The 24802-nt window shown below is 68.3% G+C and carries 24 protein-coding genes; 14 read left to right on the top strand and 10 right to left on the bottom strand.

Annotated features, from left to right (window positions below; all coding sequences use genetic code 11):
* Window positions 1-4: 4 nt before the first annotated feature.
* Genes ACK4IU_RS02145 through ACK4IU_RS02125 form a run of 5 tightly spaced genes read left to right on the top strand, consistent with a single transcriptional unit; the run spans window position 5 to window position 6865 of the window.
* A complete protein-coding gene (locus ACK4IU_RS02145) occupies window positions 5-1048 on the top strand; it encodes an acetate/propionate family kinase (RefSeq protein WP_409731149.1) in 1044 nt (347 codons plus the stop codon).
* Entirely contained in the window at window positions 1045-3900 is a 2856-nt protein-coding gene (locus ACK4IU_RS02140; protein WP_409731147.1) for a molybdopterin-dependent oxidoreductase, read from the top strand. Before ACK4IU_RS02145 ends, ACK4IU_RS02140 begins: the two co-directional genes overlap by 4 nt.
* Complete coding sequence (locus ACK4IU_RS02135) at window positions 3897-4625, top strand: 4Fe-4S dicluster domain-containing protein (RefSeq protein ID WP_409731145.1); 729 nt, start codon at window positions 3897-3899, stop codon at window positions 4623-4625. Before ACK4IU_RS02140 ends, ACK4IU_RS02135 begins: the two co-directional genes overlap by 4 nt.
* Window position 4626: 1 nt before the next feature.
* Complete coding sequence (locus tag ACK4IU_RS02130) at window positions 4627-5499, top strand: dimethyl sulfoxide reductase anchor subunit family protein (protein WP_409731144.1); 873 nt, start codon at window positions 4627-4629, stop codon at window positions 5497-5499.
* Window positions 5500-5503: 4 nt separating this feature from the next.
* Window positions 5504-6865 (top strand): phosphomannomutase, encoded by a 1362-nt coding sequence (locus ACK4IU_RS02125; RefSeq protein ID WP_409731142.1) that lies wholly within the window; start codon window positions 5504-5506, stop codon window positions 6863-6865.
* A 4-nt stretch (window positions 6866-6869) separates the two neighbouring features.
* On the opposite strand, the gene ACK4IU_RS02120 is transcribed toward ACK4IU_RS02125, so the two are convergent.
* Window positions 6870-7052: a hypothetical protein gene (locus ACK4IU_RS02120; protein WP_409731140.1), complete on the bottom strand. Its 183-nt coding sequence runs from the start codon at window positions 7050-7052 to the stop codon at window positions 6870-6872.
* A gap of 151 nt (window positions 7053-7203) precedes the next feature.
* On the opposite strand from ACK4IU_RS02120, the gene ACK4IU_RS02115 reads away from it, so the two are divergent.
* From ACK4IU_RS02115 to ACK4IU_RS02100, 4 genes are all read left to right on the top strand, one after another.
* A complete protein-coding gene (locus ACK4IU_RS02115; protein WP_409731138.1) occupies window positions 7204-8130 on the top strand; it encodes a hypothetical protein in 927 nt (308 codons plus the stop codon).
* 112 nt (window positions 8131-8242) lie between these two features.
* On the top strand, window positions 8243-8896 hold the full coding sequence (locus ACK4IU_RS02110; protein ID WP_409731136.1) for a protein-L-isoaspartate O-methyltransferase family protein: 654 nt from the start codon (window positions 8243-8245) through the stop codon (window positions 8894-8896).
* Between the two features lie 86 nt (window positions 8897-8982).
* Window positions 8983-10344, top strand: a complete 1362-nt coding sequence (locus tag ACK4IU_RS02105) for a TolC family outer membrane protein (protein ID WP_409731134.1) — start codon at window positions 8983-8985, stop codon at window positions 10342-10344.
* Window positions 10345-10442: 98 nt separating this feature from the next.
* Window positions 10443-11444, top strand: coding sequence for a hypothetical protein (locus ACK4IU_RS02100; RefSeq protein WP_409731133.1), 1002 nt, complete (start codon window positions 10443-10445; stop codon window positions 11442-11444).
* Window positions 11445-11520: 76 nt separating this feature from the next.
* On the opposite strand, the gene ACK4IU_RS02095 is transcribed toward ACK4IU_RS02100, so the two are convergent.
* From ACK4IU_RS02095 to ACK4IU_RS02085, 3 genes are all read right to left on the bottom strand, one after another.
* Window positions 11521-11847 (bottom strand): DUF6280 family protein, encoded by a 327-nt coding sequence (locus ACK4IU_RS02095; RefSeq protein ID WP_409731131.1) that lies wholly within the window; start codon window positions 11845-11847, stop codon window positions 11521-11523.
* 235 nt (window positions 11848-12082) lie between these two features.
* Window positions 12083-12850 (bottom strand): YgfZ/GcvT domain-containing protein, encoded by a 768-nt coding sequence (locus ACK4IU_RS02090; protein ID WP_409731129.1) that lies wholly within the window; start codon window positions 12848-12850, stop codon window positions 12083-12085.
* A gap of 39 nt (window positions 12851-12889) precedes the next feature.
* The gene (locus ACK4IU_RS02085) at window positions 12890-14665 is read right to left on the bottom strand and encodes an ABC transporter ATP-binding protein (protein ID WP_409731180.1); all 1776 of its coding nucleotides are present in this window, start codon (window positions 14663-14665) and stop codon (window positions 12890-12892) included.
* Window positions 14666-14765: 100 nt separating this feature from the next.
* Here ACK4IU_RS02085 and ACK4IU_RS02080 point away from each other — a divergent pair, with 100 nt between their 5' ends.
* Window positions 14766-15968, top strand: a complete 1203-nt coding sequence (locus ACK4IU_RS02080) for a pyridoxal-phosphate-dependent aminotransferase family protein (RefSeq protein ID WP_409731127.1) — start codon at window positions 14766-14768, stop codon at window positions 15966-15968.
* Window positions 15969-15985: 17 nt separating this feature from the next.
* Here the strand turns inward: ACK4IU_RS02080 and denD are convergent, their stop codons facing one another.
* On the bottom strand, window positions 15986-16942 hold the full coding sequence (denD, locus tag ACK4IU_RS02075) for a D-erythronate dehydrogenase (RefSeq protein ID WP_409731125.1): 957 nt from the start codon (window positions 16940-16942) through the stop codon (window positions 15986-15988).
* A 54-nt stretch (window positions 16943-16996) separates the two neighbouring features.
* Window positions 16997-17380, bottom strand: coding sequence for a DUF305 domain-containing protein (locus ACK4IU_RS02070; RefSeq protein ID WP_409731124.1), 384 nt, complete (start codon window positions 17378-17380; stop codon window positions 16997-16999).
* A gap of 198 nt (window positions 17381-17578) precedes the next feature.
* Here ACK4IU_RS02070 and ACK4IU_RS02065 point away from each other — a divergent pair, with 198 nt between their 5' ends.
* The gene (locus ACK4IU_RS02065) at window positions 17579-18370 is read left to right on the top strand and encodes a gamma-glutamyl-gamma-aminobutyrate hydrolase family protein (protein ID WP_409731178.1); all 792 of its coding nucleotides are present in this window, start codon (window positions 17579-17581) and stop codon (window positions 18368-18370) included.
* A gap of 67 nt (window positions 18371-18437) precedes the next feature.
* Window positions 18438-19004 (top strand): flavodoxin domain-containing protein, encoded by a 567-nt coding sequence (locus ACK4IU_RS02060; protein ID WP_409731122.1) that lies wholly within the window; start codon window positions 18438-18440, stop codon window positions 19002-19004.
* On the opposite strand, the gene ACK4IU_RS02055 is transcribed toward ACK4IU_RS02060, so the two are convergent.
* Genes ACK4IU_RS02055 through ACK4IU_RS02040 form a run of 4 tightly spaced genes read right to left on the bottom strand, consistent with a single transcriptional unit; the run spans window position 18976 to window position 22940 of the window.
* A complete protein-coding gene (locus ACK4IU_RS02055) occupies window positions 18976-20280 on the bottom strand; it encodes an HlyC/CorC family transporter (RefSeq protein ID WP_409731120.1) in 1305 nt (434 codons plus the stop codon). The genes ACK4IU_RS02060 and ACK4IU_RS02055 overlap by 29 nt on opposite strands.
* 16 nt (window positions 20281-20296) lie before the next feature.
* Window positions 20297-21241 (bottom strand): site-specific tyrosine recombinase XerD, encoded by a 945-nt coding sequence (locus tag ACK4IU_RS02050; RefSeq protein WP_409731118.1) that lies wholly within the window; start codon window positions 21239-21241, stop codon window positions 20297-20299.
* A gap of 6 nt (window positions 21242-21247) precedes the next feature.
* The gene (locus tag ACK4IU_RS02045; protein WP_409731116.1) at window positions 21248-22816 is read right to left on the bottom strand and encodes a hypothetical protein; all 1569 of its coding nucleotides are present in this window, start codon (window positions 22814-22816) and stop codon (window positions 21248-21250) included.
* Entirely contained in the window at window positions 22803-22940 is a 138-nt protein-coding gene (locus ACK4IU_RS02040; protein WP_409731114.1) for a hypothetical protein, read from the bottom strand. Before ACK4IU_RS02040 ends, ACK4IU_RS02045 begins: the two co-directional genes overlap by 14 nt.
* Window positions 22941-23140: 200 nt before the next feature.
* On the opposite strand from ACK4IU_RS02040, the gene ACK4IU_RS02035 reads away from it, so the two are divergent.
* Both ACK4IU_RS02035 and aroB read left to right on the top strand, forming a co-directional pair.
* A complete protein-coding gene (locus tag ACK4IU_RS02035; protein WP_409731112.1) occupies window positions 23141-23686 on the top strand; it encodes a shikimate kinase in 546 nt (181 codons plus the stop codon).
* Window positions 23683-24801 (top strand): 3-dehydroquinate synthase, encoded by a 1119-nt coding sequence (gene aroB / locus ACK4IU_RS02030; protein WP_409731110.1) that lies wholly within the window; start codon window positions 23683-23685, stop codon window positions 24799-24801. Before ACK4IU_RS02035 ends, aroB begins: the two co-directional genes overlap by 4 nt.
* Window position 24802: the final 1 nt, after the last annotated feature.

Raw genomic sequence — 24802 nt, 5'->3', positions numbered from 1 at the left:
TTCATTGAAGCTGAAGGTCTTCGAAGGCGAACGTGAGGTCGCAAAAGCTGCCGTAGCCGAGATCGGACCAGACGGTCACGCCGTCGCCATGGCCGAGGGCCTGGCGCGCGCCGGCGTTTCGCCTGACCGGCTGACGGCGGCGGCGCATCGCGTGGTCCATGGCGGGGCAGGGCTGACCGCGACCTGCCGGGTGACGCCCGAGGTCCTGCGCCAGATCGAGGCCTGCGTGCCGCTCGCCCCTTTGCACAATCCGGCGAATCTGACCGGAATTCAGGCTGTTGCAGAACTTTCCCCCGGGCTCCCGCAATATGCGGCTTTCGACACGGCCTTCCATGCGACGAACCCCCGGGTGGCGGTGACCTACGCCCTGCCGCAGGCCGAACGCGACCGGGGCCTGCGCCGCTATGGCTTTCACGGGATCAGCTATGCGGCGCTGGTGCGGATCCTTGACGGGCGCGGTCAACTGCCGGAACGGCTCCTCGCCTGCCATCTGGGGAACGGATGTTCCCTCGCGGCGATTGTGAACGGTCGTTCGGTGGCCACGACCATGGGCTATTCGCCGCTGGACGGGCTGACCATGGGCACCCGGTCCGGCGCCATCGATGGCAATGCGGTGCTGCGGCTGGCGGAGCTGCACGGCATCGAAAGGGCCGGACGCATCCTGAACCGGGAAAGCGGGCTTCTGGGACTTGGCGGCCACAGCGACCTGCGCGCGCTTCATGCGGCGGGAACGGCCGAGGCGCGGTTCGCGCTGGAGCATTTCGCTTATTGGGTGGTCCGCCATGCCGGCTCGATGGTGGCCGCGATGGGCGGGCTTGACGCCGTGGTCTTCACCGGCGGCATTGGCGAGAACGACCCCTGGATGCGAAAGGAAATCCTGTCCGGCCTCGCCTACCTGGGAGTATCTCCCGACCTTGCCGCGAACGACCGGAACGAAAGCGTCCTGCACTCTGCCACATCCCGTGTCGCTATCCTTCTTGTGCCAGCCGACGAGGAACGGCAGATTGCCCTTGAAGCGCAGGCCGTCAGGGCAGGGGAGGGCGCGTGAACCAGCCGAGGGTCGAGACTCAGCGCGAGGTCGGCGACGAGGTCCGCAAGACCACCTGCTACATGTGCGCCTGCCGCTGCGGGATCAACGTGCACCTGAAATCGGGGAAGGTCGCCTACATCGAGGGCAACCGGGACCATCCGATCAACAAGGGCGTCCTCTGCGCCAAGGGCGCCGCGGGCATCATGCAGGTCACGGCACCCAGCCGCCTGCGCGCGCCCTTGCGCCGCATTGGCCCCCGAGGCTCGGGGGCCTTCGAGGAGATTTCCTGGGAAGAGGCGCTGCAAACCGCCGTCGCCTGGATGAAACCCCTGCGCGAGACCGCGCCCGAGAAGCTCGCCTTCTTCACCGGCCGTGATCAGTCGCAAAGCCTGACCGGCTGGTGGGCGCAACAGTTCGGCACGCCGAACTATGCGGCCCACGGCGGCTTCTGTTCGGTCAACATGGCGGCCGGCGGCATCTACACCATCGGCGGCGCCTTCTGGGAATTCGGCCAGCCGGACTGGGAGCGGACGAAGCTGTTCGTCATGTTCGGGGTGGCCGAGGATCATGACTCGAACCCCATCAAGATCGGCATCGGCAAGCTGAAGGCCCGCGGCGCGCGGGTCATCAGCGTGAACCCGGTCCGCACGGGCTATTCGGCGGTGGCCGACGACTGGATCGGGATCACGCCCGGCACCGATGGCCTTCTGATCCTGTCGCTGATCCATTGCCTGCTGGAAGCGGGAAAGATCGACCTCGATTACCTTGCGCAATGGACCAACGCGCCCCTCCTGGTGACCGAGGCCGAGGGGCCGGAGAAGGGCCTTTTCGCCCGCAACGCCGAAAGCCAGCCCTTCGTGATCGACCGCCGGACCGGCCACCCGGCACCCTGGGACGGGAAGGATGTCCAGCCCGACCTCGGCGCCGAATGGCAGGGCAACCGCACCGTGTTCCGCCACATGGTCGAGGAATACCTCAAGCCCGATTACGCACCCGAGGCGGTGGCCGCGCGCTGCGGCGTGACGGCGGTTCGCATCCGCCAGCTTGCCGCCGAACTCGCCGACGTGGCCTTCAACCAGGCCATCACCCTTGACCGCCCCTGGACCGACTTCCGCGGCAACGAACACGCGAACATGCCCGGCCGCCCGGTCAGCTTCCACGCCATGCGCGGGATTTCGGCCCATTCCAACGGCTTCCAGACCGCCCGGGCCTTGCACCTGTTGCAGATCCTGCTGGGCGCGGTGGAAACCCCCGGCGGCTACCGGCTGAAGCCGCCCTATCCCAAGCCCGTCGAGGCGCACCCGACGCCGCATTTCGTCACCACCCCGGGCAAGCCGCTGACCGGCCCGCATCTGGGTTATGTCCGCTCGCCTGACGACCTGTGCCTTCTGCCCGACGGCCAGCCGGCCCGGATCGACAAGGGCTTCTCCTGGGAAAACCCGTTCTCGGCGCATGGGCTGATGCACATGGTCATCCCGAACGCCCATGCCGGCGACCCCTACAAGATCGACACGCTGTTCCTCTACATGGCGAACATGTCGTGGAATTCGTCGATGAACTCCGCCCGCGTGATGGAGATGCTGACGGAGGAGCGGGACGGCGAATATGTGATCCCCCGGATCATCTACTCCGACGCCTATGCCAGCGAGATGGTGGCCTATGCCGACCTGATCCTGCCCGACACGACCTATCTCGAACGCCACGACTGCATCAGCCTGCTCGACCGCCCGATCTCGGAACCCGACGCGGCGGGCGATGCGATCCGCTGGCCTGTGCTTGAGCCTGACCGCGAGGTGCGCTGCTTCCAGTCGGTGCTTCTGGACCTCGGCGCGCGGCTTGGCCTGCCGGGCATGGTGAACGAGGACGGGAGCCCGAAGTTCAAGGACTATGCCGATTACATCGTCCACCACCAGCGCCGCCCCGGTGTCGGGCCGCTGATGGGGTTCCGCGGCAATGGCGAGGCCGAGGGGCGGGGCGCGCCGAACCCGGACCAGCTGAACCGCTACATCGAGAACGGCGCCTTCTACCAGGCGCATGTGCCGGAAGAGGCTGCATTCTACAAACCCTGGAACGCGGCCTACCAGGACTGGGCGGTGCGCCTTGGCCTTTACGAGACGCCGCAGCCCTACCTGTTCAACATCTGGTCCGAACCCATGCGCCGCTTCCAGCTCGCGGCCGAGGGCTTCGGCCCCCGCCAGCCGCCCGACCACCTTCGCGCGCGTCTCAAGCAGGCGATGCACCCGCTGCCGATCTGGTATCCGCCCTATGGTGATGAGGACGCGGCCTTCGGCTACCCGGTCCATGCCCTGACCCAGCGCCCGATGGACATGTATCATTCCTGGGGCAGCCAGAACGCCTGGCTGCGACAGATCAAGGGGCACAACTACCTGTATCTGCCGACGAAACTCTGGGAGGCCCAGGGGTTCAAGGACGGCGACTGGGCGCGGGTTTCCAGCCGCGCCGGGACCATCGTCGTTCCCGTCGCGCACATGGCCGCGCTGAACGAGAACACGGTCTGGACCTGGAATGCCATCGGCAAGCGCCGGGGCGCCTGGGCGCTGCACGAGGACGCGCCCGAGGCGACGACCGGCTTCCTGCTCAATCACCTGATCTCGGAACTCTTGCCCGACCGCGACGGCGTGCGGCTGTCGAACTCGGACCCCGTGACCGGCCAGGCCGCCTGGTTCGACCAGCGCGTGCGGGTGGAACGGGTGGCCGCCGAAGACCATCCGCGCGGCACTGTCGCGCCACTGTTCGAGCGCCTGCCCGATCCTCCGCGCGCCGGTGGCGGCCGGGCGCAAAATTCTTCGAAGAATTTTGCCGAAAGTTTTCGGAAACTTTTGGTCCCCGGCGGGGAGGCGGAGCGATGACCGCCCTGCCGCAGAGCACCGAAAAACGCCTCGGCCTGGTGATCGACCTCGACACCTGCGTCGGCTGCCAGGCCTGCGTCACCGCCTGCAAGGGCTGGAACGACGCCGGGATCGGCCTTTCCGACCATGACCCCTACGGCGCCGAACCGCACGGCACCTTCCTCAACCGGGTCCATTCCTACCAGGTCGCCGTCCCGGACGGCCCGGCGCAGGTCGTGACCTTCCCGCGCTCCTGCCTGCATTGCGACAACGCGCCTTGCGTCACCGTCTGCCCGACGGGGGCCAGCTACAAGCGGGCCGAGGACGGGATCGTGCTGGTGAACGAGGACGCCTGCATCGGCTGCGGCCTCTGCGCCTGGGCCTGCCCCTACGGCGCGCGCGAGATGGATGCGGCGCAGGGCGTGATGAAGAAATGCACGCTCTGCGTGGACCGGATCTACAACGAGACCCTTCCGGCAGAGGACCGCGAGCCCGCCTGTGTCCGCACCTGCCCGACCAGCGCCCGCCATTTCGGCGACCTCGCCGACCCGGGCAGCGCGGTGTCGCGCCTGGTCGCCGAACGCGGCGGCTATGACCTGATGCCGGACATGGGGACGAAGCCCACCAACAAGTACCTGTCGCCGCGCAGGAAAGGGCCGGGGGACGCCAGCCCGCTCGCCCCGCTGCTCGACATCAGGGCCACCGGCATCGCCGGCTGGCTCGACCGGATGCTGGGGAAGCTCTGAGATGCATCCCGCGCCGTCGGTCATCCTGTTTTCCGTGCTGTCGGGGCTTGGCTTCGGCTTCCTCGCCTTCCTCGGCTGGGGGGCGCTCATGCCCTCGGGATGGGCGGCCTTCCTGCTCTGGGGTCTCGGCTACGGGCTGGCGGTGGCGGGGCTTCTGGCGGCGACCTTCCACCTCGGCAATCCGAAGAACGCGCTGAAGGCCTTTACCCAGTGGCGCACCAGCTGGCTCTCGCGCGAGGCCTGGGCCTCGGTCGCCACGCTGGTCCTTCTGGCGCCGATGGCGCTGTCCGACATCCTCGGCCTCGGCCTGCCGCGCATCCTGGGCCAGGTCGGCGGCGCGCTGGCGATCTTTACCGTCTTCACCACTGCGATGATCTATACCCAGATCAAGGCAGTCCCGCGCTGGCACCACTGGCTGACGCCGGTCATGTTCCTGACCTTCGCCGTCGCCGGGGGAGCGATGCTCTCGGGCCGCGCCTGGGCGCCGGTGCCGCTCCTTGCCGTGGGGGCGGTCCTGCTTGCCCTTTGGCGGGTCGGCGACGGGGCCTTCGCCCGGGCCGGGCAGAGCCTGGGCAACGCGACGGGCCTAGACCGGCTCGGCGTGCCGTCCGTGCTCGACCCCGCGCATACGGCGGGGAACTACCTGAAACGCGAGATGATCTTCGTCGTGGGTCGCAAGCATGCCGCCAGGTTGCGCAAGATCGCGCTGGCGCTGGCTTCGGTCGCCCCGGCGCTGGTCCTCCTCCTGCCGCTTGGCCTGTTCGGCATTGCACTGGCCGCCGTGCTGCACTTGGCCGGCGCGCTTGCCGCCCGATGGCTCTTCTTCGCGGAAGCCGAACATGTCGTGGGGCTTTACTACGGCGCGCGGGGGTGATCCTTTGGCGCGCATGAGCGCCTTCAAGACCTACGACATCCGCGGCCGTCTCGGGACGGACCTGACCGAAACCATCGCCCACCGGATCGCCCGGGCCTTCGCCACCGTGACGGGGGCCGAGGCCGTGGTGCTGGCGCGCGACTGCCGCGAAAGCTCGCCCGCGCTGGCCGATGCGGTGGCGGCGGGGCTGGTGGCGCAGGGGGTGCGGGTGCTCGACCTCGGCCTTGCGGGGACCGAGGAGATGTATTTCGCCACCGCCCATCTGGGCGCGGGCGGCGGGATCTGCGTCACCGCCTCGCACAATCCGCGCGAATACAACGGGATGAAGCTCGTTGGGCGCGGGGCCATGCCATTGCCCGACGCGGATTTCGCCCGGATCCGGGCGCTGAGCGAGGGGACCGGCGACCTTGCCGGCGCCCCCGGCGGCGCGCGCGAGGACCGCTCGGCGGTGCGGGCGGACTATGTGGCCCATGTCGCGGGGCTGGTGGGGCAGGGGATCGGTCCGCTGCGGCTGGTGGTCAATGCGGGGAACGGCGCGGCGGGGCCGACGCTGGACGCGCTGGCCGAGGGGTTGGCGGCGCGGGGCGCGCGGCTGGACCTTGTCCGCATGCACCACGCGCCGGACGGCAGCTTCCCGAACGGCATTCCCAATCCGCTCCTGCCGGAAAACCGCCCGGTCACCGCGCAGGCGGTCACAGCCGCCCGCGCCGATTTCGGCGTGGCCTTCGACGGCGATTTCGACCGCTGTTTCTTGTTCGACGGCGAAGGCGGCTTCGTCGATGGCGAGCATGTGGTGGCACTGCTGGCAACGGCGCATCTGGCCGCCGAACCGGGAGCCACGATCATTCACGATCCCCGCGTGATCTGGGCGGTTCAGGATGCGGTGCGCAAGGGTGGCGGGCGGTCGGTGCTGGCGCCCACGGGGCACATCTTCCTGAAGGCCGCCATGCGCCGCGAAGGCGCTGTTTATGGGGGCGAGATGAGCGCGCATCATTACTTCCGCGGCTTCATGTCCTGCGATTCCGGGATGATCCCCTGGCTTCTGGTTGCGCGGCTGGTGTCGCAGACCGGGCGCAGCCTGACCGACCTCGTGGGGGCGATGCGCCGGGATTTCCCTTCCTCGGGAGAGATCAATTTCCGCGTCGCTGATCTGCCGGCCGTGGTGGCCCGTGTCCGGGCCGCGCTTGAACCCGAGGCGCGGGCGACGGACCGGACCGACGGGCTGAGCATGGAATTCGGCGACTGGCGGATGAACCTGCGCGCCTCCAACACCGAACCGCTGTTGCGGCTGAACGTCGAGGCCAGGGGGGATGAGGGCCTGGTGGCCGATGGCGTGGCCCGCGTCAGGGCCCTGATCGAGGGCTGAGCGGTCAGGCCGAAACGGTGGACGCGACCTTGTCCTTGCGCAGGATCGGCCAGCCACGGCGAAAGACGGGGATCGGCGGCAGATTATCAGCCAGCGCCTTCAGCCGGGTTTCGCGCTGTTGCAGACGGGTGATTTCGGCCCGGATCTCGGCCAGTTCATCGGCGAGTGTCAGTCGGGAAGCAGCCATTTGGTCCTCCTTTGTTCTTCTCGGCCAGCATCGACTCGAAGTCTGAAGACTTTGCTAAGTGCCAGAACGGCCGCAGTCTGTTTCCAGATCCACCGCTTGTCCTGGGGCATCGCTGGGCGCAGACTTTGGTCAAAAGCCCGGATCTGCTTGCATGTGGACGTTCAGCCTCCTCAAAGCCCTGGCCCTCTGGGTCAGGATCCTGCCGCTTCTGGTGGTCCGCCTAGCGGCCTTCGCCGCGTTTGCTGCACTTCTCGCCGTCGCTGCCCTAGCAGGTGCATGGGGTGCAGCGGCCTCGGGCCTTGCCGATACGGTCGCAGGCCCGGTTGCCGGCGCCACGGCTGGCGCCGTAATGGCGGCGGTTGGCATCGTGCTCTGGCGCGGACGCACGCTGTGCAGGCTGCGGGCGATGCAGGTTGCGTTGATGTCGGACCTGCAAGACGGCATCCGGACACCCTTCGGTCCCGGACAGATCCGCGTGGCGCGGGAACGGGTGGCGGCCCGCTTTGGATCGGCCGCGGATCTTCAGGCGCTCTGCCGCTTTGTGCGCCATGTGACCGGGCTCATTCCAGCTGTCGCCGAGAACGGCGGGGCGCTGCCTGCCTTGCCCGCCGTTGGACGGGTAATCCAGGGCGGGCTGGTGGACCAGGCCGTGCTGACCCACGCTTTCCGCGCCCGGCCTGAAAATGCCTGGGAAGCCGCGCATGACGGCCTGGTCCTGACCACCCAGAACGCGCGCAACCTGCTGGCGACCGCCGCCCGGCTGAACGCTGCCGGCTGGGTCGCGACGGCGGCTTTGGTTCTAATGCTTGTGAACTCGCTCACCGGCCTTTCCGCCCTCTGGCCCGGCGAGAGTTCGGCCGCTGCATGGGGCGGCGCAACCCTGGCCGCCCTGGCCCTTCGTTCCGCGTTGGTTCAGCCCTTCCTTGCGGCCTGTTTCTGCCAGACCTTCCAGGCCCTTGCCTCGGGCCAGGCTCCGCTTGGCGAATGGCGCGGCCGGCTGACGCAGGTCTCCGAGGCTTTCCGCACGCTGGGCGAACGGGCGATCTCATGGGATCCCGAGGGCCGCAAAGCGACCTGAACGATCCCTCATGTGACATCCAAGCGCATGAAATCGCACCCTATGCCGGTTGCGGCAGGCTGGTATCTGTGGCAAGACATCAGCTATCGCCAATAAGACCGATGAGTTCAGAATGAGCGAATTCGCCAGCCGACGCACGATGATGGTGGATACGCAGGTCCGCCCGTCCGACGTGACCAAGTTCCCGATCATCGACGCACTGCTGACAGTCCGGCGCGAGACCTTCGTGCCGGACTCGTTGCGCGAAGCAGCCTATGTGGGCGAGAACCTGCCGCTCGGCCCGGGCCGCGTTGTGCTAGAGGCGCGCACGCTGGCCAAGATGCTGGACGCGCTCGACATCCAGCCGGACGAATTGGTGCTCGATGTCGGTTGTGGGCTTGGCTATTCGGCCGCCGTCATCGCCCGGCTCGCCGAAACCGTCGTCGCGGTCGAGGAGGACGAGGCGCTGGCGGCCGAGGCGCAGCGGCTGTTGTCGGCTGAGGGCGTGGACAACGCGGTCGTGGTGACGGGGCCGCTTGGCGCGGGGTCGGCCAAATGCGCCCCCTATGACGTGATCACGGTCGAGGGTGGGGTGGAGGTCGTTCCCGAGTCGCTCCTCGCCCAGCTGGCGGAAGGCGGTCGGATCGGCGCGGTGTTCATGGACGGGGCGGTCGGCACTGCCCGGATCGGCTACAAGACCTCGGGGCAGGTGACTTGGCGACCGGTGTTCAACGCCTCTGCCCCGGTACTGCCGGGCTTTCAGGCGACCCGGTCCTTTGTCCTCTAGGCCTGCATGACCCTGTCCTGCCCGGTCCCGGTCAGGAAACAACGCAATGACTCGCGAAAGGCGCGGGCTAAAGGAAGGCGATAGACATGCGTGGTTGGCTTCTGTCTGCGGTCGTGGCCCTTGCAGGCGTTATGGCGGTTCCGCTGGCCAAGGCCGAGACCCTGACGGATGCGCTGATCGCGGCCTATGACAATTCCAACCTCCTGGATCAGAACCGCGCGGTGCTGCGCGCGGCAGACGAGGATGTGGCAGTTGCGGTCTCCAGCCTGCGTCCGGTCGTTGCCTACACGCTTCAGGGCGGCTGGCAGCGCACAGACCTCGGCCCCGTGGTGACCGAGGATCTGTCGGCCTCTCTCGGCCTCAGCGCCGAGATGACGCTCCTCGACTTCGGCCGCCGGCAGATCGGTATCGATATCGCGCGGGAAAGCGTGCTGGCGACGCGGCAGGCGCTGGTCGATGTGGAACAGAACGTGCTGCTGGCCGCCGTCCGCGCCTATGTCGATGTCCGGCTGGCGCAGGACGTCGTGGCGCTCCGGCAAAGCAACCTGCGGCTGATCACCCAGGAACTGCGCGCCGCGCGCGACCGGTTCGACGTGGGCGAGATCACCCGGACGGACGTGTCGATCGCTGAGGCTCGTCTTGCGGCCTCGCGTGCGGCGCTGGCCGCTGCCGAAGGGCAGCTCAAGATCGCGCGCGAAGCCTACAAGGCCGCGACGGGCGCCTATCCGCACCGCCTCGCCGCCTTGCCGAAAGCACCGGCCCTGCCGCGCACGATGGAAGAGGCACAGGCCGTCGCGCGAGCGACCCATCCGCTGCTGAAGCAGGCGCAACACCAGGTCACCATCGCCGATCTCCAGGTCGCACTGGCCAATGCGAACCGGTTGCCGACGGTCGGGGCGGGTGCGTCGCTCGGTCTCAGCGACGGCGGGGTGCAGTCGCAGTCCCTGGGGCTGACGATGAACCAGACGCTCTATGGCGGTGGCCGGCTGTCCGCGTTGCAGCGCAAGGCCCTGGCCGGCAAGGACGCGGCGCGTGCCGGGCTGCAACAGGCCGCCGTGGGCATCGTGCAGAACGTCGGCGTCGCCTGGGCCAACCTCTCGGTCGCCAATGCCTCGATCGAGGCGTCGGACCTGCAGATCCGTGCTGCCCAGGCCGCCTTTGACGGGGTGCGCGAAGAGGCAGCGGCGGGCACCCGCACGACGCTGGACGTGCTGAACGCCGAACAGGAACTGCTCGACGCCCGAAATGCCCGGCTGGAAGCCGAGGCGCAGCGCTATGTCGCGGTCTATCAGGTGCTGGCAACGATGGGTCTCCTGACCGTCGATCACCTGAAACTGGGCATCCCGACCTATGATCCCGAGTCCTATTACGGTGCGGTCAAGAAGGCGCCCGCGCACAGCGCGCAGGGCAAGAAGCTGGACCGGATTCTGGAAAAGATCGGGAACTGATCGCGCCGCCTTGGCGACAATCCGCGTTTTCTGTTGCTATTCGGGGGGTTGTGGCGCTAAGTTCAGACCATGAGCGCGCAAGCGAGCGGATGTTCCCAATGGTCGGCCCCCTAAGCTCGGAAGAGATCGAGGATGTTGTATCCTCCGTGCGCCGGCTGGTGTCGAACGAGCTGGGCGCGCGGACGCTCAGCCGTGATCTCCATGCCGACCGTCTGATGCTGACTGCGGCTTTGCGGGTGGTCCCAGACGCTCGTCCATTGGCGCCGCTGGTGCTGGACGCTCCGGTGGTCGAAGCCCCGACTGTCCAGGATGACTTGACCGAGACCGTGGCAGCGGGCGAGGAGAGGGGCTTGCCGCTCAGCGAACCCCTTGCGTCAGTGCCGGGTGGGACGTCGGGTGACATCATCGGCGTGCTGACCACGATTTCAGATGATCCTGTTGAAGAGTTCGAACCGGACTTGACCCCGGTCGTGCTGTATCCGGAGGATGAGACCGAGCCTGCCGCCGAGCCGCCCGCCGAAGGGCCGGGCGCGGCCGCTGCCGCCGAAGGTCCCGATCACGGCGACCTGCCGGACGCGGACGAGGCGGTCTGGGAGAACGGTCTCTGGGCCGAACCGGCCCCTGCCTCTCTGGGCGAGGTTGCGCTTGCCGCGGAAGAGGCCGAGGTCCTGATCGGCTCGGCCGGGGCCGAACTTCCGGCTTACGGAGACGAAGTGGAAGCCGTACCTTCGCTTGACCGGCAGCGGGCAGAGGATGCCGAGACGGAATCGGATGAGCCGGTTCCCTTCGTGCCGGTACACCGCCGGGCCGAGCTAATGGCCGCACGCCAGGCAGCGACCGAGGCCGCGCTGCAAGAGGATGCTGGTCAACCGGGTAGTGCTGCCGGGAACAAAGGTGCGTCCGGGCCAGAGCCGACCGAGTTCGTGGATGTCGATGGCATGCCCTTGGCCGTGCTGGACGAGGCGGCCTTGCAAGAGATCGTGCGTCAGACGCTGCGCGCCGAACTCCAGGGCGAGCTTGGCGAACGGATCACCCGCAATATCCGCAAGCTGGTCCGCGCCGAGATAAATCGCGCCTTTCTGGCCCGCGATCTGGACTGACCTGCCGTGTCCCGCAAAAAAAATAAAGCGCGCCCCTGAGGGCGCGCGTCTTGTTGTCAAAGTGGCTGGTCTGCGCTCAGGCGGCTTCGGCCTGGTCCAGCTCGAGGGCGTGGCGGCGTTCCGATTCCTCGCGGCTCAGCGCGACCGAGGTGCGCACGCCCTTGGCGACGAATTCCATCAGCCCCTTGACCACGCGCTCGTTCGGGTCGATCCCGGCACAGGACAGCACTTCCCGTCCGTCGCGCGAGCGCGCCCAGCGGGCGATCTGGTCCGGCCCGTTGCCGTATTTCTTGTCGTCGGCAATGGCATCGTCCAGGGCCGCCAGAACCACGGCGGCAAAGAGTTTGCGTGCACGCTGGCCCTGCTCGAAGTTGAAGGCGGTGCTGTCGATTGTGTCACGCATGTTGCTTTCCTTTGTTCTTGCTCTTGTCTTTGGCGGCGTCCGAGGTTTGTAACGGTTTGGACACGATTCGGGGGCTTCCGGTTTGGAATGACGGCCATGCGCAAAATGCATGGCTCAGCCCGCCCGGATCAGCATCTAGTCGGTCCCTTGCCGGACCGATAACGAGATTTAGGGACAGTCGACAGCATTTCAACCTTTGGTAAGGATTTTCTTGCATGACCGCGCGGTGGCGGGGTCAGGCGACTGTCACCTGAGCCGGCCCTGCCGCAAGGGTGCCTGCGGCGCGTTCCAGCCGCAGATGGGCGATGCCGGCACCGCCCGCCTGGGTGAATAGTCGACCCACGGCCTTGCCTTCGGCATCGGTGATCTCGGTGCCGACCGGGGCCTCACCCTCGACGGCGACCCGGACCAGTCCCTTGCGCAGTTCGGTCTTGTGCTTCATCCGCGCCGTGACTTCCTGGCCGACATAGCAGCCCTTGCGGAAATCCACCCCATGCAGGCGTTCGAAGCCCGCCTCGAGGATATAGCTGTCCTCCGGCACCAGTTCGATCCCGCTTTCCGGGATGACATGATCCACCCGGATCCGGTCCCAGTCGATCACCGGATCGGTGCCCGGGGCCTCTGACCACGCCCGCCAGCCCAGGGCGGGATGGCGCGGATCGGGCAGGGCGCCCTCGGGCGGCGCCCCAAGTCCGCGCAGGACATGCAGCGCCGCGGGCGCAATCTGCACGTCGGCGCGCAGGCGGTACAGCGTCAGGCGGCGCAGCGTGTCGGCGGCAAGCGACGCGGCAATGTCGATCAGAAGCAACCCGTCCGGCCGGCGGATCACGAAGAAATCCGCCAGATACTTGCCTTGCGGGGTCAGTAGCCCGCACCAGACGATGCCGGGACCCGTCTCCAGCGGCCGCAGGTCGTTCGTCACCAGACCTTGCAGGAAGCGCAGGGCGTCCTTGCCGGTCAGTGTCCATACCACGCGGTCGGGGGCAGTCTCTCCGTGCGTCATGGCCGCAAGATTACGTTGGCGATATCGCAGGGGGAAGGGTCAGTCACGCAGTTGTGCCTCCTGCAACTGCGCGTACAGGCCGCCACGCGCCATCAGGCTGTCATGGGTGCCTTCCTCGATCAGCCTGCCGCGGTCGAGCACGACAATCTTGTCCGCCCCCTGAACCGTGGACAGCCTGTGGGCGATGACCAGCGTCGTCCGCCCGCTCCGCGCGCGCGCCAGGGCCTGCGACACCGCCGCCTCGGTCCGGGTGTCCAGGGCCGAGGTCGCCTCGTCCAGAAGCAGCACCGGGGCATCCGCCAACAGAGCGCGCGCGATGGCGATGCGCTGCCGCTGCCCGCCCGACAGGGCCGAGCCGCGCGTACCCGCCGGTGTATCCAGGCCCTGCGGCAACGCTCCGGCGAAAGCGGTGACTTCCGCATCCGCTAGTGCCTGTGCAAGCCGCGTGTGGTCGATGCCCTCGCGGCCCACAAGCAGGTTCTCGCGCAGCGTCTCGTCGAACAGCGAGGCGTCCTGCGAGACCGAAGCCAACAATGCGCGCTGGTCGAAGAGGCTCATCTCCTGCACATCCACGCCGCCGATCAGGATGCGCCCCGCCTGCGGCTCGATCAGGGCCGAGATCAACTGGAATACCGTGGACTTGCCAGCACCTGACGCGCCTACCAGCGCGGTCACCTTGCCGGCCTCGGCGGTAAAGCTCAGCCTGTCCAGCACGGGGCGGTCGGGATAGGTGAAGCTGACATCCTCGAAGCGGATCTCGGGCGCGCCCGGCGGTGGCAGAGCCCGGCTGACGGCGGGGCGGCGGGTCTCGGGTTTGGTGTCGAACAGGGTGTAGATGCGGGCAAGGCTCGCCTCGGCCACCTGCCATTGCCCGGCCAGGTCGCTCAGCCGCCGGATCGGCTGGAAGGTCAGCGCCATGGCGGTGAAGAAGGACATGAACTCGCCCGTGGTGCGGTTGCCCGCCGCGACCTCGCTGCCGCCCAGCATGAGGACCGCGAAGAAACCGAGCCCGGTGATGACATCGACCAGCGCGGGCATGGCGGCGCGGCCGAGTGCGGTCTTGATCTCGGCCCGGCGGATCGTCTCGATGATCCGCTGGAAACGGCCGGACTGATAGGCCTCCATCCGGTTCAGCTTGACCGCCTGGATGCCGTGGAAGATCTCGTCCAGCCGCGTTGCGCGCAGGCCGGACTGCTGGCGGGTCAGCATGGCCTTGCGCCAGAGATAGCGGCGCAACAGCACCGCCGGGATCAAGAGAAGCGGCGTGCCGATCAGCGCGGCCAGCGTCCAGACCGGGTCGATCGAGATTGCGACCACGAACAGACCGATCAGCGAGACGATGTCGCGCCCGACGCCGCCGATCACCAGCACCGCCGCTCCCTGTGCGGCCATGGTGTCGCCCTGCACCCGCTCGATCAGCATCCCCGGCGCATGGGTCTGGTAAAAGCCTGCGTCCAGCGTCAGCAGGTGCCGCACCAGATCCACCTGCATCGCCCCCGCCGCCGTCTGGTTCACCTTCGCCAGCAGCCAGCGACCGACCACCGAGGTCACCGCGCGCAGCAGGAACAGCCCCAGGATCGCCCCGCCGACCCAGATCAGCAGGCCCGATCCGCCGGGGGCGAAGACCTCGTCGAACAGCGGCTTCAGCATCCAGGACAGAAGGCCAAGGGTCGATCCCTCGATCATCATCACCAGAAAGGACAGCGCCATCAGCGGCAGATGCGGCCGCAGGTAGTCGTGCCAGAACCGGCCGAACAGCTGGCTAGAGGAGTAGGCGCGTTCGGTTTGCAAGGGCTGGGCTGCCTTCCTTGGGATCAGGCGGGGTTTACCGGGAAAGACGGTCCGCCTCAAGCAGCCCCGGTTGACCTGCGGCGGCAGTGGGCCTAGCCATGGCGGACCCGTTCAGGAGTGCCCCATGACCCTTGCCGCCGGCCGCCCCTATCTGGCCATCCCAGGACCTTCGGTAATCCCCGACCGCGTGCTGCGCGCCATGCACCGCGGCTCGCCCAACATCTATGAGGGCCCGCTGATCGACATGGTGGCCAGCCTGATGCCCGACCTGCGCCAGCTGGCCGGGACCACGGGCCATGTGGCGATCTATATCGGCAATGGCCATGCGGGATGGGAGGCGGCCAATGCCAACCTCTTCTCGCGCGGGGAAAAGGCGCTTGTGCTGGCCACGGGGCAGTTCGGGCTGAGCTGGGCCAATTCCGCCCGCGCCATGGGGGTGGAGGTCGAGGTGCTGGACTTCGGCAAGTCCTCGCCGGTGGATCTCGACCGGGTCGAGGCCACCCTTCGCGCCGATGCCGGGCACCGGATCAAGGCGGTGCTGACGACCCATGTCGATACCGCAAGCTCGATTCGGACCGACATCGCCGCGCTGCGGGTCGCGATGGATGCGGCGGGCCATCCGGCGCTGCTGGCGGTGGACTGCATCGCGAGCCTCGGCTGCGACGAATTCCGCATGGACGACTGGGGCGCCGATGTCATGGTCTCGGCCTGCCAGAAGGGGCTGATGACGCCGCCAGGCCTCGCCTTCGTCTGGTTCTCTGAATCTGCCCGTCTGCGCTGCGGCAGGTCGGACCTTGCCACGCCCTACTGGGCCTGGGGGCCGCGCGCCGAACCCGAGGAGTTCTGGCAGTATTGGGACGGCACCGCGCCCACGAGCCACCTTTATGGCCTGCGCGAGGCCTTGGATATGATCCGCGAAGAGGGGCTGCCGCAGGTCTGGCACCGCCACCGCACGCTCGCCGGCGCGGTCTGGGCCGCCTTCGAGGCTTGGGGCGCGGGCAACCCGGCCATCGCGCTGAATGTGGCGGATCCGGCCCACCGCGGCTGTTCGGTCACGGCCGCAAGGTTCGGCGCGCCCCATGCCACCCGGCTGCGCGAATGGTGCGAGACGAAGGCTGGGGTGACGCTCGGGATCGGCCTCGGCATGGCGCCCTCGACCGACCCGGCCTATCACGGCTTCCTGCGCGTGGGTCACATGGGCCATGTCAACGCCCACATGACCCTTGGCGCTCTGGCGGTGATGGAGGCGGGGCTCGTCGCGCTCGACATCCCGCACGGGCCGGGTGCGCTAACTGCTGCTGCGCGGGTGGTGGCCGAAGGGGCCTGAGACCCGCCGCGCCGGGCCTAGGCTTGCGGGCGCGAGGGGTGGTCGTCCTCCAGATAGATGCGGATGATCTCGTCGAAGCTCTCTTCGGCCGTGAACCCCAGGTCGCGGGCGGTCCTGGCCTCGCAGGCCTCGGCCCAGGGTTCGACGATGGCCTGGATCACCGGGTCGGGCTCGTGCCGGATCAGGTCCACGGCCTCTTGCCCTGCGACGCGCCGAAGCGCCTCGATCATCTCGGCGATGCTGGCCGACAGGCCCGGCATCGACAGGGCCCGGCTGGGGCCAAGCAGCCCGGTATCCAGCCGGGCAGCCTGCAGGAAGAACCCGGTCGCGGCCCGGGGGCTGGCGAACCAGTGCCGCAGGCTGTCGCGCACCGGCAGCGTCGCGGGCTGGCCGTTCAGGGGTTCGCGCAGGATCGAGGAATAGAAGCCGGACGCCGCCCGGTTCGGCGCGCCGGGCCGGATGCAGATCGTCGGCAGGCGCAGCGCGACCCCGTCCAGAAGTTCCCGGCGGGAATAGTCCGACAACAGAAGTTCGGTCATCGCCTTCTGCGTGCCGTAACTCGTGCGCGGGGTCAGATGGAAATCGTCCGGGATGACCTTCGGGAAGGGCGCGCCGAAGACCGCCAGCGACGAGGCAAAAACCAGCCGCGGGCAATAGCCGGGTAGGGCGGCAATCGCATCGAACAGCGCGCGCGAGGCATCGAGGTTGACGGCATAGCCCTTGGCCAGGTCCGCCTCGGCCTCGCCCGAGACCACGGCGGCGAGGTGGAAGATCAGGTCCGGCCGGTCCCGCACCGCCTTGGCCGCCGCCCCTGGATCGGCCAGGTTCAGCACCTTCACCGTCGCACCCGGCACCGGCGCCGGGGCCACGACATCGGCCAGCGTCAGGCGCGTGAAGGGCAGGGCGCCGCCCGTGATGGCCGCGCCCAGCTTGCGGCCAAGCATTCCCGCCGCGCCGAGGATCAGGATATGCATAGTCCCCTCCCGTTTCCGGCAGGGGATCACATCAGCCGCGCGATGCCAAGCGGATCAGCCGCCGTTCTTCGCCAGCCAGTCCTGCATCCATTGGATCTCGGCTTCCTGCGCCGCGATGATGCCCTCGGCCAGCTTGCGGACCTCGGGATCCTTGCCGTGCTCCAGCACGATCTTCGCCATCTCGACCGCGCCCTGATGGTGCGGGATCATGCCCTTGATGAAATCGACATCGGCATTTCCGGTGTAGGCGATGGCCATGCCCTCATGCATCCGGGTGTTGGCCTCCATGAAGGCCATCGCGGCGGGGCCCATGTCGCCCGCCATCATGTCGCCTGACATCTTGTGGCCCTCATGACCGGTCGAGGCCTCTTGCGCAAGCGCGGTAGCCGCGGCGGCGGCGGCTGCGATCATCACGGCGAGGGTCAGGGGTTTCAGCATCGTCGCTCTCCTCGGATTTTTGCTCCGCCGCTTTGTGCGACCTTCCCGCATGGGAAGGAAACTCATTTCGGCGTGAGGCACGATTGTCACCCTTCTGTGCACGGGCCGAGGCGACTTGTGCGCACCGCACCCCTTTCCGCTGCCGCCGCCTCGGCGTATCATTTCTGCCAGTACGTAACCACGCAAGCGGTGCAAAGGGTGAAGCGCAAGGGGCAAAGGCCCGTCGTCGGGATCATCGGCAACAGCTACCTCATCAACGGCAGCTATCCGTCGCATTCCGCCGGCACGATGAACACCGCCGCGGTGTCCGAGGTCGCGGGTTGCCTGCCGCTGATCATCCCCTCCGATCCGCGCTATGTCTCGGTCGAGGAACTGCTGGACCTCTGCGACAGTTTCCTGCTGACCGGCGGCCGCCCCAATGTCCACCCCAGTGAATACGGCGAGGAAGAGACGCCCGCCCATGGCGCCTTCGACCGCTGCCGCGACGCGATCACGCTGCCCCTGATCCGCGCCTGCGTCGAACGCGGCCAGCCCTTCCTCGGCATCTGCCGCGGCTTCCAGGAGGTAAACGTGGCACTCGGCGGCACGCTTCACCCGGAAATCCGCGAACTGCCGGGCCGGATGAACCACCGCATGCCGCCCGATTGCGCGCTGGAGGACTGCTTTGCCCTGCGCCATGCCGTGACCTTTACCGAAGGCGGGGTGTTCCACCGGCTGATGGGCGCGCGCGAGGTTATGACGAACTCGCTGCACGGCCAGGGCATCGCGCGGCCCGGCCCCCGCATCGTGATCGACGGCTACGCCCCCGACGGCACGCCCGAGGCGATCTACGTCAAGGACGCACCGGGCTTCACCCTCTCGGTCCAGTGGCACCCGGAATGGAACGCCGGCAACGACCCGGTCTCGCGCCCGCTGTTCCAGGCCTTCGGTCGCGCCGCAGTCGCTTGGGCGGAAGGCAAACGCCCCGCGGCGCTGGCCCGCTCGGCTTGAGCCAGATCAGGGCGCGACCGTCCGTCCCCTGATATGCGGGACGCGCATCCCGAAAGGAGGGCGCCCCATGCAGATCCTGATCGCCTATGCCACGACCGACGGCCAGACCCGCAAGATCGCCCGCTTTGCCGCCGACCGGCTGGCGGGGCAGGGCCATGCAGTCGAACTTCTGAACCTCGAGGATGCCGAAGGGCTGGACCTCGCCCGCTTCGACGCCGCGATCCTTGCCGGCTCGCTCCATGCCGGGGGCTATCAGAAGGCGCTGACCCGCTTCGCCTCGGCCGACAGGGTGAACCTGGCGTTGATGCCCACGCTGTTCCTCTCGGTCTCGCTATCGGCCGCGGGGCAGGATGCCGAGGACTGGGCCGGCCTGCGCAAGTGCCTGGCCGAGTTCGAGCTTGAAACCGGCTGGACCCCCGGTCGGGTGGAGCATGTCGCCGGGGCCTTCCGCTTTTCCGAATACGATTTTTTCCGCGCCTGGGCGATGCGCCGCATCGCGGACATGAAGGGCGAGACGGTGGAACCCGGCAAGGACAAGGAATATACCGACTGGGCGGCGCTGGGGACGACGTTGGACGCGTGGGTGGCGGACCTGAAACCCCGGCTCAGAGCGGGCGCAGCTTCAGCTTCGTGATCCGGTTCTCGCGCCGCTGCACCACGGTGAAGCGGAAGCCGTGGAAGCTGAACACCTGGCCCTCGTTCGGAATCATCTGCGCTTCGTGGATCACGAGGCCCGCCACCGTGTTCGCCTCGTCGTCCGGCAGGCGCCAGTCCATCGCCCGGTTCAGGTCGCGGATCGTCATCGCGCCATCGACGATATAGGCGCCGTCCTCGGTCTGGGTCAGGCCCGAATCCTTCTTCACCACGTCGAACTCGTCGGTGATGTCGCCGACGATCTCCTCCAGGATGTCCTCCAGCGTGATCAGCCCCTGCAACGCGCCGTATTCGTCCACCACCAGCGCGAAATGCGTCCGCCGCGCCAGGAACTCGCGCATCTGTTCGTCCAGGGTCGTCGTGTCGGGGATGAAATAGGGTTTCATCGCCACCTTCTCGATCTTCAGCGCCTCGATCCCCTCGACCGACCCGTCCTCGCCGCGGACCAGCCGGTCCACCTCGCGCAGAAGGTCCTTGGCGTGGATCACGCCCAGGATGTTGTCGTCGCTCTCGCGGAAGATTGGCAGCCTGGTGTGGGGCGAGGCAAGCACCCGGGTGATGATCTCGCCCGGTGGCAGGTCGGCGTCGATCATCTCGATCTGGCGGCGGTGCCGCATGATCTCGTCCACCGTGCGGTGGCCAAGGTCGAGCGCGCCCAGCAGGCGGTCGCGGTCCTCCTTCTCCACCGCGCCCTCGGAGTGTCCCAGCGCGATGGCCCCGGCGATCTCTTCGCGCAGGGCCAGCATGGCGCTGCCTTCCTCGGATTTCAGCCCGAACAGCCGCAGGATGCCGCGCACCAGCGCCCGGACCACGGCGACGACGGGCGAGAAGACCAGGATCAGCACCCCGATCACCGGGGCAACCCGGGTCGCGACCGGCTCGGGGAAGGTGATGGCGACGGTCTTGGGCATCACCTCGCCGAAGATCAGCACCAGCAGGGTCATGACCAGCGTTGCCAGCGCCACGCCGCTGTCGCCGAACAGCCGCGTCAACAGCGCCGTCGCCAGCGCGGCGGACAAGATGTTGACGATGTTGTTGCCCAGAAGCAGCGCGCCGATCATCCGCTCGCGGTCCTCGGTGACCACCATCGCGGCCTTCGCCCCGCGCGATCCCTTGTCGGCCTGCGCCTTCAGCTTGGCCCGCGAGGCCGCAGTCAGCGCTGTTTCGGAACCGGAGAAGAAGGCGGACAGGACCAATAGCCCCAGAATGGCGGCGGTGGTCAGCCAGAAGGCGGTGTCAAGCGAGGCGTCGGGCATTGGGTCCTTCGGTCGGTCAGTCTCGGGTCTTGCGGGCCAGGGGGTGGCGGGTCAGGACAAGGTCCTTCAGATGGTCGTCCAGCACATGGGTGTAGATCTCGGTCGTGGACACATCGGCGTGGCCCAGGAGGGTCTGGATCACCCGCAGGTCCGCGCCGTTGGCCAGAAGATGCGTTGCGAAGGCATGGCGCAGCACATGCGGCGTGACGCGGGCCGGCGAAATCCCGGCCAGCACCGCAACATCCTTCACCAGCGCGTGGAAGTACTGCCGTGTCAGATGCCCCTCGCGCCCTTCGCCGGGAAAGAGAAAGCGCGACGGCGCGCGCCCTTGCTGTCGCGCGGCCTCCTCGGCCCTGTCCCGGTGGGCAAGCCAAGCCGCCAGCGCCGCGCGGGCAGGGGTGGACAGGGGCACCATCCGCTCCTTGTCGCCCTTGCCGCGCACCAGGATCATCCGGGGATCGCCGCGCACCGCCGCCACCGGCAGGCCGACCAGTTCGCTGACGCGCAGGCCGGTGGCATAGAGCAACTCGAACAGCGCCGTGTCGCGCAGCCGGTCGGCTTCCGTCCGGCCCCGGGTCCGGGCGGCCTCCATCAGCCGCGCGACCTCGGCCTCGCTCAGGGTCTTCGGCAGGCCCTGCGCCTTGCCGGGGCCGGTCAGCCGCAGCGCGGGATTGTCGGCGCGCCAGCCTTCCTCGAAGGCAAAGCGGTAAAGCTGCCGGATCGAGGACAGCCGCCGCGCGCGGGTGGCCTGCGACAGGCCCTCGGCGTCGCAGCGCACGAGGTAGTCCTCGACCGCCGCACGGTCGGCCCCGGCCAGGTCCGACCCGCGGCGGTTCAGCCAGTCGGCGAAATCCACAAGATCCCGGCCATAGGCCAACTGCGTGTTGCGCGCCGCCCCGAGGTCGGCGGCCCTTGCGTCCAGGAAGGTCGAGATCCACCGGCTCGACTCGGGGTCGGGCATGGCCGCCTAGCCCCTGCGTTCCAGGATCATCAACTCCAGCGCCGTGCGCCGGGCCACGGCCTCCAGTCCCGCGAGCCGCAGGATCGACAGGCCTTCTGTCACACCGCGCAGGTCGCCCTTGACGCCGCGCCCGATGCTGTCGATGGCGACCAGGACCGCCTCGCCGGTGCGGTTCTCGTCCAGCAGCCGCTGTCCCTCGGTCGAAGGGGCAGGGGCGCGGAAGGCGGCCGAGATCGCCCGCCCCATGCTGTCGGGCGGCAGCGCCTCGGCCCCGCGGCCAAGCGCGATCGCGGTCAGGAAGGCGTCTTCCGGCGTGGCCGGGCTGGCCTGCCGCGCCCAGGTCTCGGACTGCGGCGACAGAAGGCCGACCCGGAAGGCGATGGCCGCTGCCTCTCCGGCCAGTGGGAGGTCCAGCAGCGCCTTGGCGTAAAGCGTGGCAAAGGGCACCTCCAGCTCGACCTCCTGCATCCTGGCCCAGACAGCGGGAAGCGTGGCCGCGACGCGCTCTGCACTGCCCGAGGCGATGGCGGCATCGAAGGCCTGGAAGGCCGCCGCACGGTCCCAGACCCCGCCGGATGCGGCCGGGGTGCTTTCGGTGTAGAGTCCGAGGATGACGTTCGGAGGGATGGTTCCGGCGCGGGTCAGCCGCTCGGCCGCCTCGATCCGGGCCTTCCAGCCCGACCGTGGCCCCAATTCGGCATAGGAGAAGGCGATCGGCAGGCCGTCTGTCGGTAGCGGCTCGCCGATTGCGGCATAGATCATCCAGTCGAGCGGCGTGACCGGGTTCGGCGCCGGCGGCACCGGCTCGCCCTCGTAGAGGTCGGGGTCGAGGAAGCGTGACAGCAGCGCCTCCTGGTCGGGGCTGATCTGTCCCAGCGCGCTTGCGGTGCGGATGGTAAGCGCGGCGGTGTCCCAGTCGCCCGACCGCGCCAGGCAGAAGATACGCGCAGGAAGCGTCGGCGCCAGGTGAGGTTTGCTGGCCATGCTTGCGCAGGCGCGGTCCTCGGACCCCGTCAGCAGCGCCACGTCGAAGCTCCGGCGGAAAAGTTCGGGCGTCGTGACCCCCGCCGCCTCGATCAGCGCCGCTGCCTGTTCCAGCGCCCCCAGCGCAAGCAGCTTGTCGACGCGCACCAGAAGGAGCTCGCCCCGGCCTCCGGCATCTGCCGGAGCCTCCAGTTCGGCCAGAAGGATCGTCAGGAACAGCTGGCGCAGCGCCGGCAGCGCGTCGTCGGGATGCGTGACCAGGCTTTCGGCGATTTCGCGGGTCAGGCCGGCACCCCAAAGGTTGCGCGGCAAGCCGGACGCTGCCGGGGCGATCAGCCCCACGCCGTCTGGTGAGGGCCCGTCCAGCGAGGATGTCGTTACAGTCGAGGGCAGGGCGCTTCCGGCAGCGGCGACTGGCGGCTCGTCCGGCTTGGTGGTGCCAGCCTCCGGGACGGCGGTCGCCGGGGTTGCCACCGATTGCGACAGCCAGTCGATCGCCGAAAGCGGCCCGCCGGTGGTGCCGGCCTCCTGCGCCGGGGCCGGCTGCAGCGACAGGATCAGGAAAAGGACACCGGCACTACCCGTCCGCATTCAACACCACTGGCTTCTTGACCTCGCCCTGCACCGGGGTCAGGTCGCCCAGATAGGCATAGACGGTCAGCCCGAGGAAGCCAAGAATCACCAGCAACAGGAAAGCCTTGATGATCCGACCCATGTGATAGCCCTTCCTCGACTTCTGCCATGGGCTTCATCCCATGGGCGCTTGTTGCCGCGCCGGTCCGCCCTTCGGGGCGCCCGTCGCAGGTATCCGTGCGAATGTATATAGCATTCGGCAAGAGTTCACGCCATTGAGGGGGAAAGATTTCCTGTCGGCAAGTCCTTGCCCGGGAACGGCGCGGCGGGAACCGGAGGGACATGGCGGGGCTGGCGAAGACGGTTGTGCTGGTGGGGATGATGGGTGCGGGCAAGACGGCCGTCGGCACCGCCCTTGCCCGTCAGCTGGGGGTGGAGTTCCGCGACAGCGACGAAGAGATCGTCCGCGCCGCCAACCGCTCCATCGCCGAGATCTTTGAACGCGACGGCGAACCCTTCTTCCGCGCCCGCGAGACCGAGGTCATCGCCCGTCTCCTGCGCGGCACGCCCTGCATCCTGTCCACCGGCGGCGGCGCCTTCCTGTCCGAGGCGAACCGCAAGCTGATTCACGATGTCGGAGTCTCGGTCTGGCTGAAGGCGGACCTCGACCTTCTGTGGCAGCGCGTGCGGCACAAGACGACGCGGCCGCTTCTGCGCACCCCCAACCCGCGCGAGACGCTGCGCCAGCTTTACGAGGCGCGTCAGCCGTTCTATGCGCTGGCCGACATCGTGGTGGAAAGCCAGCCGGACAAGTCCATCGAGGAGATGGCCAGACGGGTGCGCGAGGCGCTGAAATCACGGCCGGATGTGCTGGAGGACGCAAGTTGAACAGGGTTGCGGTGGATCTGGGGGATCGGTCCTACGAGGTGCGGATCGGCCCCGGCCTGATCGCGCGCGCGGGCGAGGAGATCGCGCCGCTCTTGCGTCGTCCCCGTGTGGCCATCGTCACCGAGGAAACCGTCGCCGCCCGCCACCTGCCGGCGCTGACCGCGGCGCTTCAGGCTGCGGGCATCGCCTCTGCCGCGCTGGCCCTGCCGCCGGGCGAGGGCACGAAGAACTGGGAAAACCTCGCCCGCTGCACCGAATGGCTGCTGGAGCAGAAGGTCGAACGCCGCGACGTGGTGCTGGCCTTCGGCGGCGGGGTGATCGGCGACCTCGTGGGCTTTTCCGCCGCGATCCTGCGCCGTGGGGTGCGTTTCGTGCAATTGCCGACGACGCTTCTTGCGCAGGTGGACAGCTCGGTCGGCGGCAAGACCGGGATCAACACCGCGCAAGGCAAGAACCTCGTCGGCGCCTTCCACCAGCCAAGCCTCGTGCTCGCCGACATTTCCGTCCTCGACACGTTGCCCGACCGCGATTTCCTGTCGGGCTATGGCGAGGTGGTGAAATACGGCCTTCTCGGCGATGCCGCCTTCTTCGGCTGGCTGGAACGCGACGGCCCCGCGATCCGGGCGGGCGATCCGGCCGCACGGCTGCGAGCGGTGACGCGGTCGGTCGAGATGAAGGCCGGGATCGTTTCTCGTGACGAAACAGAGGAAGGCGAGCGCGCGCTCCTGAACCTTGGCCACACCTTCTGTCACGCGCTGGAAAAGGCCACCGGCTATTCCGACCGCCTGCTGCACGGCGAAGGCGTGGCGATCGGCTGCACGCTGGCCTTCGCGCTGTCGGCGCGGCTGGGTCTGTGCAGCCAGGAGGAACCCTCGCGCGTCCGGGCGCATCTGGCGGCGATGGGGATGAAGGTCGATCTGGCCGACATTCCGGGCGATCTGCCGGGGGCCGAGGCGCTGATCGCGCTGATGGGGCAGGACAAGAAGGTGGTGGACGGCCGGTTGCGCTTCATCCTCGCGCGCGGGATCGGACGGGCCTTCGTGGCCGAGGACGTGCCGACCGAAGCCGTCCGCGCGGTGCTGGACGACGCCCTCTCCGGGCGCCGGCCGACCTGAC

Origin of the sequence: Tabrizicola flagellatus, assembly GCF_046295235.1 — a bacterium.
GTDB lineage: Bacteria > Pseudomonadota > Alphaproteobacteria > Rhodobacterales > Rhodobacteraceae > Tabrizicola > Tabrizicola flagellata_A.
This window is presented reverse-complemented; position numbering and strand designations above follow the sequence as displayed.

Excerpts from the sequence above, each read along its gene's own strand:
- ACK4IU_RS02110 (WP_409731136.1), top strand. The coding sequence starts at position 8,243 with ATGAGCGAATTCGCCAGCCGACGCACGATGATGGTGGATACGCAGGTC.
- ACK4IU_RS02040 (WP_409731114.1), bottom strand. The coding sequence starts at position 22,940 with ATGGGTCGGATCATCAAGGCTTTCCTGTTGCTGGTGATTCTTGGCTTC.
- ACK4IU_RS02050 (WP_409731118.1), bottom strand. The coding sequence starts at position 21,241 with ATGCCCGACCCCGAGTCGAGCCGGTGGATCTCGACCTTCCTGGACGCA.
- ACK4IU_RS02055 (WP_409731120.1), bottom strand. The coding sequence starts at position 20,280 with ATGCCCGACGCCTCGCTTGACACCGCCTTCTGGCTGACCACCGCCGCC.
- ACK4IU_RS02130 (WP_409731144.1), top strand. The coding sequence starts at position 4,627 with ATGCATCCCGCGCCGTCGGTCATCCTGTTTTCCGTGCTGTCGGGGCTT.
- denD (WP_409731125.1), bottom strand. The coding sequence starts at position 16,942 with ATGCATATCCTGATCCTCGGCGCGGCGGGAATGCTTGGCCGCAAGCTG.
- ACK4IU_RS02120 (WP_409731140.1), bottom strand. The coding sequence starts at position 7,052 with ATGGCTGCTTCCCGACTGACACTCGCCGATGAACTGGCCGAGATCCGG.
- ACK4IU_RS02045 (WP_409731116.1), bottom strand. The coding sequence starts at position 22,816 with ATGCGGACGGGTAGTGCCGGTGTCCTTTTCCTGATCCTGTCGCTGCAG.
- ACK4IU_RS02115 (WP_409731138.1), top strand. The coding sequence starts at position 7,204 with ATGTGGACGTTCAGCCTCCTCAAAGCCCTGGCCCTCTGGGTCAGGATC.
- ACK4IU_RS02105 (WP_409731134.1), top strand. The coding sequence starts at position 8,983 with ATGCGTGGTTGGCTTCTGTCTGCGGTCGTGGCCCTTGCAGGCGTTATG.
- ACK4IU_RS02135 (WP_409731145.1), top strand. The coding sequence starts at position 3,897 with ATGACCGCCCTGCCGCAGAGCACCGAAAAACGCCTCGGCCTGGTGATC.
- ACK4IU_RS02035 (WP_409731112.1), top strand. The coding sequence starts at position 23,141 with ATGGCGGGGCTGGCGAAGACGGTTGTGCTGGTGGGGATGATGGGTGCG.
- ACK4IU_RS02100 (WP_409731133.1), top strand. The coding sequence starts at position 10,443 with ATGGTCGGCCCCCTAAGCTCGGAAGAGATCGAGGATGTTGTATCCTCC.
- ACK4IU_RS02070 (WP_409731124.1), bottom strand. The coding sequence starts at position 17,380 with ATGCTGAAACCCCTGACCCTCGCCGTGATGATCGCAGCCGCCGCCGCC.
- ACK4IU_RS02095 (WP_409731131.1), bottom strand. The coding sequence starts at position 11,847 with ATGCGTGACACAATCGACAGCACCGCCTTCAACTTCGAGCAGGGCCAG.
- ACK4IU_RS02090 (WP_409731129.1), bottom strand. The coding sequence starts at position 12,850 with ATGACGCACGGAGAGACTGCCCCCGACCGCGTGGTATGGACACTGACC.
- ACK4IU_RS02060 (WP_409731122.1), top strand. The coding sequence starts at position 18,438 with ATGCAGATCCTGATCGCCTATGCCACGACCGACGGCCAGACCCGCAAG.
- ACK4IU_RS02080 (WP_409731127.1), top strand. The coding sequence starts at position 14,766 with ATGACCCTTGCCGCCGGCCGCCCCTATCTGGCCATCCCAGGACCTTCG.